This is a genomic window from Oceanicoccus sagamiensis (assembly GCF_002117105.1).
In the GTDB taxonomy this organism is placed as follows: domain Bacteria; phylum Pseudomonadota; class Gammaproteobacteria; order Pseudomonadales; family Dasaniaceae; genus Oceanicoccus; species Oceanicoccus sagamiensis.
Window position 1 is genome coordinate 3,281,409 of the sequence record NZ_CP019343.1, and the last position, 14,516, is coordinate 3,295,924.

General features: G+C 47.8%; 14 protein-coding genes. 8 read left to right on the forward strand and 6 right to left on the reverse strand.

Annotation, left to right across the window (positions count from 1 at the left end; genetic code table 11):
• Nucleotides 1-11: 11 nt before the first annotated feature.
• The gene (locus BST96_RS15070) at nt 12-770 is read left to right on the forward strand and encodes an SDR family oxidoreductase (RefSeq protein ID WP_169714017.1); all 759 of its coding nucleotides are present in this window, start codon (nt 12-14) and stop codon (nt 768-770) included.
• Between the two features lie 78 nt (nt 771-848).
• Here BST96_RS15070 and BST96_RS15075 read toward each other — a convergent pair whose 3' ends face one another.
• Nucleotides 849-1,571, reverse strand: a complete 723-nt coding sequence (locus tag BST96_RS15075; RefSeq protein ID WP_085759500.1) for a hypothetical protein — start codon at nt 1,569-1,571, stop codon at nt 849-851.
• 261 nt (nt 1,572-1,832) lie between these two features.
• Between BST96_RS15075 and BST96_RS15080 the strand changes: the two genes are divergently transcribed.
• The 3 genes from BST96_RS15080 (at nt 1,833) to lysS (ending at nt 5,124) form a co-directional block, all read left to right on the forward strand.
• A complete protein-coding gene (locus BST96_RS15080) occupies nt 1,833-2,411 on the forward strand; it encodes a heme-binding beta-barrel domain-containing protein (protein ID WP_085760550.1) in 579 nt (192 codons plus the stop codon).
• Nucleotides 2,412-2,478: 67 nt separating this feature from the next.
• Nucleotides 2,479-3,577 (forward strand): peptide chain release factor 2 gene (prfB, locus tag BST96_RS15085; protein ID WP_157117978.1). Its coding sequence is split into 2 segments (ribosomal slippage): nt 2,479-2,553 and nt 2,555-3,577, totalling 1,098 coding nucleotides; the frame shifts between segments, so codons are not numbered across the junction.
• 32 nt (nt 3,578-3,609) lie between these two features.
• Complete coding sequence (lysS, locus tag BST96_RS15090) at nt 3,610-5,124, forward strand: lysine--tRNA ligase (RefSeq protein ID WP_085759502.1); 1,515 nt, start codon at nt 3,610-3,612, stop codon at nt 5,122-5,124.
• A 33-nt stretch (nt 5,125-5,157) separates the two neighbouring features.
• On the opposite strand, the gene BST96_RS15095 is transcribed toward lysS, so the two are convergent.
• Genes BST96_RS15095 through BST96_RS15105 form a run of 3 tightly spaced genes read right to left on the reverse strand, consistent with a single transcriptional unit; the run spans nt 5,158 to nt 9,341 of the window.
• On the reverse strand, nt 5,158-7,461 hold the full coding sequence (locus BST96_RS15095; protein WP_085759503.1) for an ATP-binding protein: 2,304 nt from the start codon (nt 7,459-7,461) through the stop codon (nt 5,158-5,160).
• A gap of 3 nt (nt 7,462-7,464) precedes the next feature.
• Nucleotides 7,465-7,821, reverse strand: coding sequence for a response regulator (locus tag BST96_RS15100; protein WP_085759504.1), 357 nt, complete (start codon nt 7,819-7,821; stop codon nt 7,465-7,467).
• Between the two features lie 2 nt (nt 7,822-7,823).
• Nucleotides 7,824-9,341: an adenylate/guanylate cyclase domain-containing protein gene (locus BST96_RS15105; RefSeq protein WP_085759505.1), complete on the reverse strand. Its 1,518-nt coding sequence runs from the start codon at nt 9,339-9,341 to the stop codon at nt 7,824-7,826.
• 238 nt (nt 9,342-9,579) lie between these two features.
• On the opposite strand from BST96_RS15105, the gene BST96_RS15110 reads away from it, so the two are divergent.
• The 3 genes from BST96_RS15110 to BST96_RS15120 all read left to right on the forward strand — a co-directional run bounded on the left by BST96_RS15110 (nt 9,580) and on the right by BST96_RS15120 (nt 11,029).
• Nucleotides 9,580-10,227: a Crp/Fnr family transcriptional regulator gene (locus BST96_RS15110; RefSeq protein WP_085760551.1), complete on the forward strand. Its 648-nt coding sequence runs from the start codon at nt 9,580-9,582 to the stop codon at nt 10,225-10,227.
• A 224-nt stretch (nt 10,228-10,451) separates the two neighbouring features.
• A complete protein-coding gene (locus BST96_RS15115; RefSeq protein ID WP_085759506.1) occupies nt 10,452-10,652 on the forward strand; it encodes a type II toxin-antitoxin system HicA family toxin in 201 nt (66 codons plus the stop codon).
• On the forward strand, nt 10,649-11,029 hold the full coding sequence (locus tag BST96_RS15120) for a type II toxin-antitoxin system HicB family antitoxin (RefSeq protein ID WP_085759507.1): 381 nt from the start codon (nt 10,649-10,651) through the stop codon (nt 11,027-11,029). Before BST96_RS15115 ends, BST96_RS15120 begins: the two co-directional genes overlap by 4 nt.
• Before the next feature lie 2 nt (nt 11,030-11,031).
• Here BST96_RS15120 and BST96_RS15125 read toward each other — a convergent pair whose 3' ends face one another.
• Both BST96_RS15125 and xseA read right to left on the reverse strand, forming a co-directional pair.
• The gene (locus BST96_RS15125) at nt 11,032-11,421 is read right to left on the reverse strand and encodes a SirB2 family protein (protein WP_085759508.1); all 390 of its coding nucleotides are present in this window, start codon (nt 11,419-11,421) and stop codon (nt 11,032-11,034) included.
• A gap of 2 nt (nt 11,422-11,423) precedes the next feature.
• Complete coding sequence (xseA, locus tag BST96_RS15130) at nt 11,424-12,770, reverse strand: exodeoxyribonuclease VII large subunit (RefSeq protein WP_085759509.1); 1,347 nt, start codon at nt 12,768-12,770, stop codon at nt 11,424-11,426.
• Nucleotides 12,771-13,024: 254 nt separating this feature from the next.
• Here xseA and guaB point away from each other — a divergent pair, with 254 nt between their 5' ends.
• Nucleotides 13,025-14,494 carry an IMP dehydrogenase gene (gene guaB / locus BST96_RS15135; protein WP_085760552.1) on the forward strand — a complete coding sequence of 490 codons (1,470 nt, stop codon included), beginning with the start codon at nt 13,025-13,027 and terminating at the stop codon, nt 14,492-14,494.
• Nucleotides 14,495-14,516 lie beyond the last annotated feature (22 nt).

A 14,516-nucleotide genomic window follows, 5' to 3' on the forward strand; every position in this document is an offset into this window, starting at 1 on the left:
GAGAAGCTGTTATGCTGTTCATTAGATTTTTACAGGTGGTCGTGGTTTCGTTAGCGTTGCTGCTGACAGAGAGTGCAATGGCCATCGCCAAGGGTGATACGGTATTAATTACCGGTGCTAATCGCGGTATTGGTCTGGCTCTGGCAACGCAGTTTCAGCAACAAGGTTATCAAGTGATAGCCACCGCTAGAAAACCACAACAGGCGATGGAGTTGAATCAGTTGGGTGTTGAGGTGCAGCAGCTGGATATCGCTGATAAGGCGAGTGTGGCTGCTTTGGCTCAGCGTTTAAAAGATCGCCCCGTCGATATTTTGCTCAACAATGCTGGTATCAGCGGGCATAGCACAACGGCTTTTAAGGATTTGGATATTGAGCGCTTGGGTCAGGTGTTAGATATTAATAGCTTAGGAGCCTTGAGGGTAACACAGGCTTTGCTCCCCAACTTGCAACAGGGCTCCCGCAAGGTGGTAGCCAGTGTTAGTAGTCGTATGGGGAGTATCGCGCAAAATACCAGCGGTGGCGCTTTGGGCTATCGGGCGAGTAAAACCGCGTTAAACAGTTTTAATAAGTCCTTATCCATTGAGTTTGCACCGCAGGGCTTTATCTTTGTGGTGTTGCACCCCGGTTGGGTACGTACCGATATGACCAGTGACAGTGCAACCTATTCGACTGAGCAGAGTGCGGCGGGTTTACTGCAGGTGATTGCAGGTTTAAATAAAGCGGATAATGGCCGCTTTTATAATTTCAAAGGCGAAGCCATTGACTGGTGATTGAGAGATGGCTTTAGTCGACTTCCCAATAAAAAACGGGCCAATTAAGGCCCGTTTTTTTTAATTCGATAACCGGGTTTAACGTTGGCTAATCATAATCTCGCTGGCTACAGGCTCAACTAAACCCACCTTGTCCGGACTGCCGGGCTGCACAACACCCAGAGCCGCTTCAATCACCAGTCCAACCCAAATCGCATAAACCCAGGGGCGAACGCGATCAAGGCTTTTGATCATCTTCTGGTTATCATCATCGTTATAGTTATCAGCAATAATCTTGCCGTAGGTCGCGCCAAAATCTTTTAGCCCAACGCGAATCATCAAGCCGCAGAATACCAGAAAGGCGAAGATTAATAATTTACCCGCCATCCATGGATCATCAACCAAACGCCCAGTCACCCAAGAGTAAGTTGTAGAAACAATCAGGCCGATAACAATTAACCAGCGGAAGTAAAAATCAAACTTGGTAAGAGCAGGGATATAGTCTGCATCGTGCTTGAAATGTAATAGCAGTACCACGGTTAGCCAGAACGGTGCCAATAATACGATGCCGACCATCTGCCAGGTTGGGTGAGCAATGCCGTGGAACTCGCTGAGAATACCGCCCACTGTTAGCATCAGTGTCATACAGATCTTGGGGATCATATCGCAGCCCATCATAATCTTAGTGGCGATTAGGCGGGTTTCGCGTTGCAGGCTAGGGTCGACCACAAACTTACTGGAATAGAACACGCCAATATCGCCCCCCAGCCAATAGCAGAAAAGCACGATATGAAGAATAAGTGTAAAGTCATAAGCTGACATGTAAGGCCCCCGGGTGGATATTATCTTACGCCATTAAAAGTGACGTTTTATAGTGGCGCCTATCCTACCGATATTGTCGATAAATTAAAGTCTTTAAGGGTGATAGTTTTCGATTAAGTTGATTATTTCTGTGCAAATTGGTCACCTGTCTCACCTGATTACTTTTAACTATCAACCGTATTGGCAGATTGAATTCGCCTTAATCGGTTGGCTGGTATAAATTATGTTAATCAAATGATGGATTACCTGGAGGAAGGTGTAATGATTGAGACAATTATTGATGGCGTAGATTTTGGCCCTTTGGCGGTATTGCCGGGTACCTGGAAGGGTGAGAAGGGGATGGATATAGCGCCCGAGGAAGATGGCTCTAAGGAAGAAAACCCTTTTAGTGAAGAGATTCTATTTGAAATAGTCGGTGATGTTACCAATGCCGGTAAGCAGACGCTGGGTGTGGTGCGCTATCACCAAAAGGTTTATCGCAAGACCGATGGGGCGCAGTTCCATGATCAGTTGGGCTATTGGGTTTGGGACCCTGCCGCAGGTACTGTAATGTTTACTTTGACCATTCCCAGAGCCGTTAGCTTAGTGGCCGGTGGTGACTTCGATATGGGGTCTATGGATGATGATGCGGTATCTATTGCGGTTGCCTCTGAGGACGGCGGTGACTGGGGTGTAGCTCAATCTCCGTTTATGCGGGAAAACGCCAAAACCACCGGCTTTCAAATCAATCTGGAGGTGGATGGCGATAAGATGGTCTATTCACAGACCACCTTTTTAGATATCTATGGCCGCAAGTTCGACCATACCGATAATAGTACTCTGGTGCGGGTAAGCCCTTGATTTACCTGACCCTGCTCTTACTGTAAAATGCCGCGCTTTGTAACCAAGCTAAGGCATCAACACAGCCATGATAGAAGTAGGCGCGATCAAGCAGAGTATTAAAGACCTGACCGAGAGGACTGAAGTCCTTAGGGGGTATCTTTGACTATGATGCCAAGAAAGAGCAATTGGCTGAGGTTGAGCTTGAATTAGGTGAACCTGCGGTTTGGGAGCAGCCTGAGCGGGCGCAGGAGCTGGGTCGCCAGCGTTCATCACTGGAAGCAGTGGTGAAGACCATCGACACTATGACGACCGGCTTAAGTGACTTGACCGAATTGTTAGAGATGGCGGTTGAGGAAGAGGATGAAGATACCTTTGCAGAAGTGGAGTCTGAAATCGAGGGCTTGGGTGAGCATTTAGCCAAGCTTGAGTTTCGCCGTATGTTCTCTGGCGAGATGGATCCGAATAATGCCTTTCTTGAAATTCAATCCGGCTCAGGCGGTACTGAAGCCCAGGACTGGGCAGAAATGGTCTGTCGTATGTATTTGCGCTGGGGTGAGTCCAAGGGTTTTAAGACTGAGCTGATGGAAGCCTCCGACGGTGATGTGGCGGGTATTAAATCGGCCACTATTCAGTTTTCCGGTGAATATGCTTTTGGCTGGTTGCGCACTGAGACAGGGGTTCATCGCCTGGTCAGAAAGTCCCCCTTTGACTCCGGCAGTCGTCGCCATACTTCTTTTTGTTCTGTGTTTGTTTCCCCGGAAGTTGACGACAATATTGATATAGAAATCAATCCTGCCGATTTGCGGACCGATACCTACCGAGCCAGCGGCGCGGGTGGTCAGCACGTTAACAAAACCGATTCTGCGGTGCGTATTACCCACGAGCCAAGCGGGATTGTGGTGCAGTGTCAAAGCCAGCGCTCCCAGCATAAGAACCGCGATGCAGCAATGAAGCAGCTAAAAGCTAAATTGTATGAAATGGAAATGCTAAAACGCAGCGAAGCTTCGCAAGCGCTGGAAGATACCAAGGCCGATATCGGTTGGGGTAGCCAAATCCGCTCCTATGTATTGGATGATCAGCGGATCAAAGATTTACGCACCAATGTCCAGACCAGCAACTGCAATAATGTGCTGGATGGAGATTTAGATCAATTTATGGAAGCTTCATTAAAAATGGGGCTGTAAGTTTTTCACCACTACTTAACTGAGTTAACAACATGTCAGAAGACAATACTACAGACGAAAACAAGCTCATTGCCGAGCGTCGTGCCAAGTTAAATACGATTCGCGAACAGCGCAATGCTTTTCCCAACAGCTTTCGTCGCGATGCTTATGCCCAGGACTTGCAAGACGAGTTGGGTGAAAAAGATAAAGAAACGCTCGAGCAGCTAGATCGTCGCGCCGCTGTTGCTGGCCGTATTATGGCTAAGCGTGGTCCGTTTTTGGTATTGCAGGATATGAGTGGCCGGATTCAGGCCTATGTCGACAAAAAGAAATTACCTGAAGAGCAGTTGCCAGAAATTAAAACCTGGGATATCGGCGATATTATTGGTTGCGAAGGCCCTGTGCATAAATCCGGCAAAGGCGACCTTTATGTGTATATGGAAAAGGTGGAGTTACTCACTAAGTCTTTACGGCCCTTGCCTGATAAGTTTCATGGCCTACAGGACCAGGAAATACGTTATCGTCAACGCTATATCGACTTAATTGTTAGTGAGGAGTCGCGTAATATTTTCCAGACCCGCTCAAAGATGGTGAGCTTTATGCGTGACTATCTGGATAGTGCGCATTTTATGGAAGTAGAAACACCGATGATGCAGGTGATCCCCGGTGGTGCTACCGCGCGCCCCTTTGTCACCCATCATAATTCACTGGATATGGATATGTATTTGCGTATCGCACCAGAGCTGTACTTAAAGCGTTTGGTTGTTGGTGGCTTTGAGCGTGTTTATGAAATCAATCGTAACTTCCGTAATGAGGGGCTTTCAACCCGCCATAACCCTGAATTTACTATGTTGGAGTTCTATCAGTCCTATGCGGACTACCATGACTTGATGGACTTAACAGAAGATATGTTGCGTAAAATGGCGCAAAGTGTTTTGGGTACGACCACGCTGACTAACACCACTAAAGATGAAAATGGTGAAGTGGTTGAGACCAAAGAATATGATTTATCCAAACCGTTCCAGCGTATTTCCGTGTTTGACTCGATTTTACACTTCAATCCTGAGTTAAAGCCGGAAGATATTAATACTCTGGAAAGTGCACGCAAGGTCGCTGAGAACCTGCATATCCCAATGAAGGATATATATGGTTTGGGTAAGGTGCAGATTGAAATCTTTGAAAAGACGGTTGAAGAGCGTTTGGACCAGCCAACGTTTATTACGGAATATCCGACCGAAGTATCACCTTTGGCGCGCCGCAGTGATGATAATCCTTTTGTCACTGATCGTTTTGAGTTTTTTGTCGGTGGTCGTGAGATTGCCAATGGCTTCTCAGAGCTTAACGATGCGGAAGACCAGGCTGAGCGTTTCCAGGCTCAAGTAGCTGAGAAAGATGCTGGTGATGATGAAGCGATGCACTATGATGCTGACTATGTGGCGGCCCTAGAGTACGGACTGCCTCCTACGGCGGGCGAGGGTATTGGTATTGACCGCTTGGTGATGTTGTTTACTGATTCGCCATCTATTCGTGATGTATTGCTGTTTCCACATATGCGGCCACAAGGTTAAGCTGGTAGTAATCCCCGTGAAAGCGGGGGTGCTCTAGCTGTTAGCTCTGGCCTGCTCGTTAAGCGTGGCAATAATATCGTTAGTATTAAACCCTTGTCGCAGTAAATAAGTAATATCCTCGGTACGCCCTTTAAGCTCCGGTTCATTATTGGCAATCACAATAATGGGCGTGCCGTCAGCTATCTCCGATTTAATATTTTCAAGCCACTTATCAATATCCGGTTGATCGTCTTGCTGAAAAATAGCTGCCGATAGTAGTAAACCGCTTACCGTTTCCTGTTCAAAAAAGAGGGCTGCACTGTCAGCGCTGTCGCAGGTGTTAACCTGCCAGCCATTTCTATTGAGGGTATTGATCAGTACGTCCCGTTGGGTGGATTTTTTATCGATAAGTACAATGCTGCCCTGTTGTGTTTCTGGTGTGAGCTGCTCCAGTGCATCGGATAACTTATCCCAATCTACAGGTTTTCGCAGATAGTCTACTGCACCCATTTCCAGCCCCAGATTCTGCTCGTCGAGCATAGAGAGTAAAATAATCGGAATATTCTGGGTGTGAATATTTTCTTTCAGCACTGACAGTACCGTCCAGCCATCAATGCCGGGCATCATTAAATCCAGCAGTATGATATCGGGGCTTTTTTGCTCGGCGAGTTGAATACCTTCCTTACCACTGTCGGATAAAATAATATTGAAGTCACCCCGGTGCAGAAAACGCTCGGTTAGTGCCAGTGCAACAGGGTCGTCGTCAATAACAAGAATAGTGGTTTTTGCTGAGCCTTTTTGCAGTGGCAGTGAATCCACGATCTCTTCCTGAGTATCACTGCTAGTACTGTCAGCAATAAACTCAACCGTAAAGCGGGTGCCTGTCTTGATCGAGCTGACAACATTAATGGTTGCCCCCATTAAATCACAGTACTGTTTACACAGCGCCAGACCTAATCCTGTACCTCCAAAGCGTCGTGTCGTGGATGAGTCAGCCTGAGTAAAGGCGTCAAAAACAATTTTTGCCTGATCCTCTGTCATACCGATACCGTTATCGGCAACCGTAAATCGAATAAGCGGCGGGGTACTACTGGTATCATATTCTGCGTTAAGGCTGATATGGCCGCTCTGGGTGAACTTACAGGCGTTGCTCAGCAGGTTAAAAAATATTTGCCGGAATTTAGTGATATCGTTATTGAGCAGTGGCAGGTTGCCGCCAGTATCGAATGACAGGCTGTTATTGCCTTTTTGGGCAAGTGGAGAAATGGTAGAAATCACTTCTTTTAAAATAGCCGCGCTATCAAACTCTTCGTTATAGATGGTCATTTTCCCCGTTTCAATTTTGGAGAAATCCAGTACGTCGTTAATTTGGTTGAGTAGATGGCGGCCCGCAGTGAGGATTTTTTGCAGGTCTTTGTTTTGATCTTCGATACTGATATCTTCCAGTTCGATATCTTCCAGCATCATTTCACTGTAACCAATTATAGCGTTAAGCGGTGTGCGTAATTCATGGCTCATATTAGCCAGAAAACTACTCTTAGCCCGGTTGGCCTGGTCGGCATTTTCTTTGGCTTGATGTACTTCGGCAACAGCGTTCTGCAATTTTGCGGACATGGCATTAAAGGCTTCCGCGACTTCACCAACCTCATCGCGGTTTTTGAGTGGGATACGATAATCGAGATCGCCACCACCAATAATAATGGTTCCTTTTTTAAGTTGCTTAAAGGCATTGCCAGTATAGCGAATCAGGAAAAAGCCCAGACCAATAGTCAGGATGATAGACGAAAAGAAAACGGTAAAAGTAATGTTGTTGGTGAGTGATTCAATTTCTTCAATTTCTATCGCCTGCCGGTCGGCAACCTGGATCTGCTTTTTCTTTAAATATTCCAGGTCATTTATTACCTGTTTAAAAACCAGCTCCCGGTAGTCGCTATCTTCATAGTGATTGTAACTGTCGTTGTTATAGCTCCGGTAAAAATCTTTCCATAAAGGTATCAGTTCAAGAAAACTGCTATTCAGGACCTTGTATGGGTTTAGTGTGGGGTCTTGGGTGGTCAGCCCCAGTTGCTTCATTTCAGCTTGCAGGGCAGTGATTTCACTCAGTGCCTGCGCAGTTTCCTGTGGGGTTAATTTTTCATTCAGGGTGGAGCGCAATGAGCTTAATAATAAAATCGCTTTATGCAGGTCGTCGAGGTTTTGTTTGACTGCAGAGGCTTGAAGTTGGCCGGTCACCGCCTGACGTAATTGCAGCAGGCTGGCATTGCGGGTGCTATTGCTCCACGAATCTGTGCCCACATTGATTGAGAATAAAATCAATATAATGATAATGGAGAGTGTCAGTCGTTCACGTAAGCTCATGATTTATTTAGCCAAGTGTTTTTCAATAATGGCGATCAGGCCAGGAAAGTCGATAGGCTTGGTGGCGTAATCATCGCAGCCTGCGGCCATGGCTTTTTCTTTGTCGCCAGACAGTGCATGGGCAGTGAGGGCAATTATCGGTGTGCTTTGTTGTTGTTTGACTTCCCTGCTGGCGGTCCAGCCATCTTTTACCGGTAATTCCATATCCATCAGAATCAGGTCTGGCTGTTCGTTGATGGCTTTTTCAACCGCGGTGCCACCATTGTCAGCCGTGATCACATCATAGTCCCTGCGCTTGAGTCGGCGCGATAACATATCGCGGTTCATCTCATTATCTTCAACTAATAATATCTTAGCCATGCTTATTCCCTGGATGTTTCTGGGCTGGTTTCTTTGTGGGGCCTGGTTTCAGGTGCAATACCTTTTAGTTCAAAAATATTAATTTCTTTTAAAATTCCTTTGGCTTGAATGGCACGGCTTTCTCCAATCGAAAGTACCGCCTGACAGTCATTAACGGTGGCCTCTGATAGCAGGATTGAACCTGCTTCGCAGTGCTCTTCGATACGGGCTGTTTGGTTAACCGTATGGCCAACTACGCCATATTTGGCGCGTTTTTCGGAGCCAATATTACCGGCGACAACGGTGCCGGTATTGATACTGATACCCATTGAAATTTCTGGCAGGTCTTCACTCTTGTTGCGGCGATTGATGTCATCCATGGCTGCCTGCATTTCCAACGCACAGCGGATGGCTCTGTCACTGTCATCTTCTCGAGTAATCGGTGCGCCGAAGATAGCGAGAATGGCATCACCAATAAATTCATCCACGGTGCCGTTATACTTCATGATGATTTCGCTCATGGTACCCAAATAATTATTCAGCAAGCGGACTACCCGGTGGGGCGGTAGTTGTTCGGCAATGGTGGTAAAGCCACGAATATCCGCCATCAGTACACTGACCTTGCGCTGCACACCACCGAGGTCAAGACCGTCGGGATCTTCAAGTAATGTGGAGACAATCTCTTCTGATAGATAGCGACCAAATACATTACGAATAAAGCGCTGGTTGCGCTCCAGTTCGTCACGGTACAATTGTTCTTTGTCGTGCCAGCGTTTGCGTTCGACACCGGCACTGATTCTGGCTTGCAGTAAAACGTGGTTAAAGGGCTTGAATAAATAATCTTCGGCGCCCGCTTCAATACATAAAATAACTCGCTCGGTATCTTTATTGCCCGATACAACTATGACTGGAATTGCTCTGAGGCTTTCGTCCATTTTAAGTTGCTGTAGCAGTTCATCGCCATCCATTTCTGGAAGGATTAAATCCAGTAGTATCAGGTCGACATCATTGCTGGCTAAAATTTCAAACATTTGTTGACCACCATTGGCCTCCAGAACCTGATGCTGGCCCTGTTGCAAATAGCGGCGCAAAATCTCGCGGCTTTCGGCCTGGTCGTCAACAATCAGGATGGTGCCAGTGGCCTTGTTGGTGGGAAGGTATTGGGCGGTACTGATATCAGCAATATCTTCATCTTTGGCGAGCAGTTGTTCGCAAAGCTCATGCAGTTGCAGCAGTGATTGGTGCAGAGGCAGGCGATTGGCTTCGAGTTCCTCTTCCATCAATTCGCAGTAGCCCATGATGGTACCGACCAGATTTCTCAGGTCATGCCAGATTTTACTGTAGCTGACAATTTCGCCAGCCAGCACCGCCAGAGTGAACTCGTCCAGCTTAACGCTAACGGCTTGTAATTTACTCAAGTCATCGGCCAGATCTGGCCACTGCTCGCTACAGAGTTTTTCCAGGCCATGAATCTCGGTCACCAGCTGTCGGGACAGTGGTATCCAGTTGTGGGCATCGAGGACGGCGTTTGGGTTTTCCATTGCAGTACTTTGTTATTTGTGTCGCCTAAGTATATATCAGACATAGAGAAATTGTTGGCTTGTCAACTGGAAAAGTACCATTCCTGTGCTATATTCCAAGACTAAATGGGCTTTATGCTGGCCATTAAACCTCAGTACGGATGTTCTCCCGCCAATAGGATGTTGCAGCGGCAGATAGAGGGCTGGTTTGGCAACCCCAGTGTCTGACAATAATTAAATAGATGGCAAAAACACTATGATACTCGATAAAGTAGAAATCTTTGATGGGCTTTCAGAGCAGGAACTGGAGGCGCTTTCCGCCAGTAGTGTGGTACGTAGCTACCCCAAAAATACGGTTATCATCAATGAAAATGACCATGCCGATTCGCTCTATATTATCGAGTCTGGCCGGGTAAAGGTTTACTGTAGCGACAAAAATGGCAAGGAGTTTATTATGAACACCTTGACCGCTGAAGACTATTTTGGCGAGCTGGCCCTGCTGGATGATGATAAGCGCTCAGCCTCAGTGCGTACCATGGAGAAGTCCAGCTTCTGCATTATCTATAAGGAAGACTTTAATAAGGTACTGGAGCAGCAGCCTAATATTGCCAAGACCTTAATCCGCAACCTGACCCGCCGCGTGCGCAAACTGACTAAAGATGTTAAGGCGTTGGCTTTGCAGGATGTTTATGGTCGCGTGACCAATGTATTGACCACTCTGGCCGATGAGCGAGAAGATGGCTCAGCGATTATCCCCGAGAAGTTAACCCAGCAGGATATTGCCGACCGGGTAGGTGCCTCCCGCGAGATGGTTGCGCGTATTTTAAAAGACCTGACTATTGGTGAATATATCAGCTTTGAAGGCCGTAACATTATCCTCAACGGTAAGTTGCCTGATAATTACTAACTATAGGCCGTTACCGGCTGGTTAAAAAATCCTCGCTTTTCAGCGGGGATTTTTTTTGCCTCGGCAACGTAGGGTGAGTTCTACGCCTGAGTCGGAATATATTTTAAATAACTCTGGAGTTATACATAAGTTGACAAAAAATAACTCCAGAGTTATCTTTTCTGCTTGGGTTAGCCAAGGATGAATAGGAGGGATTACTGTGAAAAGCAAGGAGCTGATTAAAGATGCCAACCGGGCATGGTTGGCGGCGGGTTTCTATGACTGGCAGCCACCACCACTTTAAGTATCCAGCCCAGCCAGGGTTAGTGGCTGTGCTCCACCCGAAGAAAGATCTACCGGCTGGAACAGTGAAAAGCATTATAAAGCAGGCAGGCCTGTTTCTACCTCAACGATATTTAACGACGCCCAGGAGGCGCTTATCATGAAATACCCGGTAGTCATACACCATGAAGAAGGTTCAGCCTTTGGTCTGACTGTGCCAGATATCCCCGGGTGTTTTTCTACGGGGGACTCCTTTGATGAGGCCTTTGATAATGCCCAGGAAGCGATCAAAGACCATTTGGCGATTTTGGCTGAAGAGGGGGCAAGTATTCCTGCGGCTTCACCCATTGCTGAGCATATGGATAACCAGGATTTTGCCGATGGTGTCTGGGGCTTTGTGGTGATTGATATCTCCCCTTATTTGGGTAAAACCGAGAAAATCAATGTAACCCTGCCCACCGCAATGATTCATAAAATCGATGCCAAATACCAAAACCGTTCGAAATTTTTAGCGGAGGCAGCTTTGGCAGCGCTGGCTTAGGCCTATAACCAGGGCGTGGGGCTGCGACTCAGGGCCACGGCCACAATATAGGCAAAACAAACCAGAGCTAAGCCAAAAGCGATGATGCGTTGCTGCTGGTTTTTTGCCAGGCGCATAACAACCATTCCCAGACCGATATAGGCAAACAGCGCTAGCAGTTTGGCTGATACCCAATCTGTTGTCAGGGGGTATTGTCGGCTTTGGGTCGCCAGATAAATAGCGCAACTCAGTAGCACGGTATCATTGATATGAGGAACAATACGTAACCATTTCGCTGGGCGATAATGGCCGTCATTCACCTTTCTTGCGCCACGGTAGGTGAAGCACAGAATAGTAATAACGGCTGTGGTGATATGAAGCAGTTTAATCGTGGGATAAAGCTGCATCTCCATGCTTAGCTTACCTTGCTTTTAACAGTGCCTTTGGCAAACCGGGTAGTGATAGTTTGGCCTTGGCTTAAGTCGCCAGCATCGGTAATCACTTGCCCTTCATCATCACTGACAATGGCATAGCCTCGGTCAAGGGTGGCCAAAGGGCTAACCGCATCCAGTAGTTGCATACTGTTCTTAAGCCGTTGTTGCTGTTGCTCCAATAAGCGTTGTACCTGTTTCTCCAGACGCTGATATAAGCCGGCGGAAGCCAGTTTGAGTTGCTGGATTTTGTGGCCCGGGGTTTGCTGCTGTAATCGTGAGCCCAATAGTTGTAGGCCGAGTTTTTGTTGATGAGACTGGTTTTTCCAGCCATTAAGCAGACGCATTTCCAGCTCATCCAGCCGCTGGCTATGTTCCTGCAAGCGACTACCCGGGTGGCGTAAGCGGGACTGAAGCCAGCCCAGTTGTTGTTTATTGTTGTCCAGCGTCAATAGCATCTGGCGCGTAAGCAGTTGCTCAAAGCCCATAAAGCTGGCCATCATCTCCTGGCCATCGGGGCTGATCAATTCAGCGGCAGCTGATGGGGTAGGGGCCCTTATATCGGCTACAAAGTCTGCAATCGTAAAATCCACTTCATGACCCACGGCACTGACCACCGGTAAACCACTCTGGTATATCGCCCTGGCAACCACCTCTTCATTAAAGGCCCAGAGGTCTTCCATAGAGCCGCCACCGCGGCCGGTAAGTATCAGGTCAAATTCCCGCTTGCCGGCCTCGTGCAGGCCATTGGCGGTATTGATAGCACGAGCGATTTCCTGAGCGGCATTCTGCCCTTGCACAGCCGTGGGGAAAATAGTGACTTTAATACTGGGAAAGCGTCGGGCAAGAACGGTCAGTATATCTCTAATAGCAGCCCCGGTTGCCGAGGTCACTACGGCAATACTTTTAGGCTGCTCCGGAAGAGCTTGTTTGCTATCGTTATCGAACAGCCCCTCAGCTTGTAGCTTGTTTTTAAGCGCTTCAAATGCCTTGGCCAAGGCGCCATCACCGGCGGGTTCCATATGCTCAACAATCAGCTGATAGTCACCGCGGGCTTCATAGAGGCTCAGCTTGGCCCTGGCCATCACCTGTTGTCCGGCTTCAACCTGAAACCGCAGGCGGGCATTGCTGGAGCGGAACATCGCACAGCGCACTTGCGCGCTATTATCTTTCAGGGAGAAGTACCAGTGACCGGAAGAGGGGCGTGACAGGTTGGATATTTCACCCTCAACCCATACCGAAGGGAAGTTCCCCTCTAGCAGGCGCTTGGCCTGACGGTTAAGTTGGCTGATGCTTAAAGTATCGCGTTTGGGGTTTGGGCTGTTTGGCATGGGACCGTAGTGTAGGGCAAAGTGGCCTTTGAGAGAATAAATTATCCCTGTTTGGGTCATTGTTATTGATTCTGGGCGGTTTAATCGTAGTTATTGATTTACGGAATAAAAACAATAGCTTAAAATGCGCGGTTTTAAGTCTTGCAGGGTTTTACCGTTGTTCTCGTTTAGGGGGGATGGTCTTGCAGGGCTTGGGTCCCACTGGCTGCACAACCATCCCTTCTTCTGATGGTTGTTTTACACAGGAAAAACTTATGCTGCGAATTGCCGAAGAAGCCCTTACATTTGACGATGTACTCCTATTGCCCGGTTATTCTGAAATAACCGCCAAGGATGTCTCCCTCAAAACCAAGCTCACCCGAGGTATTGAACTCAATATCCCGCTGGTCTCTGCCGCCATGGATACTGTGACCGAGTCTCGCCTGGCTGTGGCTATTGCCCAGGAAGGTGGTATCGGGATTATCCATAAGAGTATGACCATTGAGCAACAAGCCTATCAGGTGCGTACTGTTAAAAAGCACGAAAGTGGTGTGGTTAAAGACCCTATTACTATTCAGGCTTCAGAGCCTATTTTGCGCCTGTTTGAAATCCGCGAGGAACACAATATATCGGGTGTTCCGGTATTAGATGGCGAAGACCTGGTTGGTATTGTTACCAGCCGCGATGTGCGCTTTGAAACCCATATGGATGACCCCGTTTCTAATATCATGACCCGTAAGGAAGATCTGGTCACAGTAAAAGAAGGGGCTGACCTGGAGTCAGTTAAAGAGCTATTGCATAAAAACCGTATCGAGAAAGTACTGGTCGTTAACGATGACTTTGATCTCTGCGGCATGATTACAGTAAAGGATATTAACAAAGCACAAACCTATCCTAATGCCTGTAAAGACTCTTCAGGCCAGCTATTGGTGGGAGCCTCGGTGGGCACCAGTGCCGATACCGATGATCGTGTGGCCGCTTTAATTGAAGCGGGTGTTGATGTGTTAGTCGTGGATACAGCCCATGGACACTCCAAAAATGTGATTGAGCGAGTGCGTTTAATCAAGCAGTCCTACCCGGACATTCAAGTGATTGGCGGCAATATCGCTACTGCTGATGCGGCTTTGGCATTGGTTGAAGCGGGCGCTGATGCGGTTAAGGTCGGTATTGGACCGGGTTCTATTTGTACCACGCGTATTGTCACGGGTATTGGTGTGCCGCAAATTTCCGCGATTGGCAATGTAGCAGCAGCGCTAAAAGATACGGATGTGCCATTAATCGCCGACGGTGGTATCCGTTTCTCCGGGGATATTTCCAAGGCGGTAGCCGCAGGGGCCAGTGCTATTATGATGGGCAGCATGTTTGCCGGTACTGAAGAAGCTCCCGGTGAGGTCGAGCTTTATCAAGGCCGTACTTATAAGTCTTACCGTGGCATGGGCTCCTTGGGTGCTATGGCGCAAACCCAGGGCTCCAGTGACCGTTACTTCCAAAGTGCTGATGCCGGTGTTGAAAAACTGGTCCCGGAAGGTATTGAAGGCCGGGTACCTTACAAAGGACCATTGGCTGCCATTATCCATCAAATGTTGGGCGGCTTGCGCTCAGCGATGGGCTATACCGGCAGCATTGATATGCTGACCATGCGTACCAAGCCACAGTTTGTGAAGGTGACTTCAGCGGGTATGAGCGAAAGCCATGTCCACGATGTCAGCATTACTAAAGAAGCGCCGAACTACCCACGCGCTTAAGATTGATTATTTGAGAACCTGT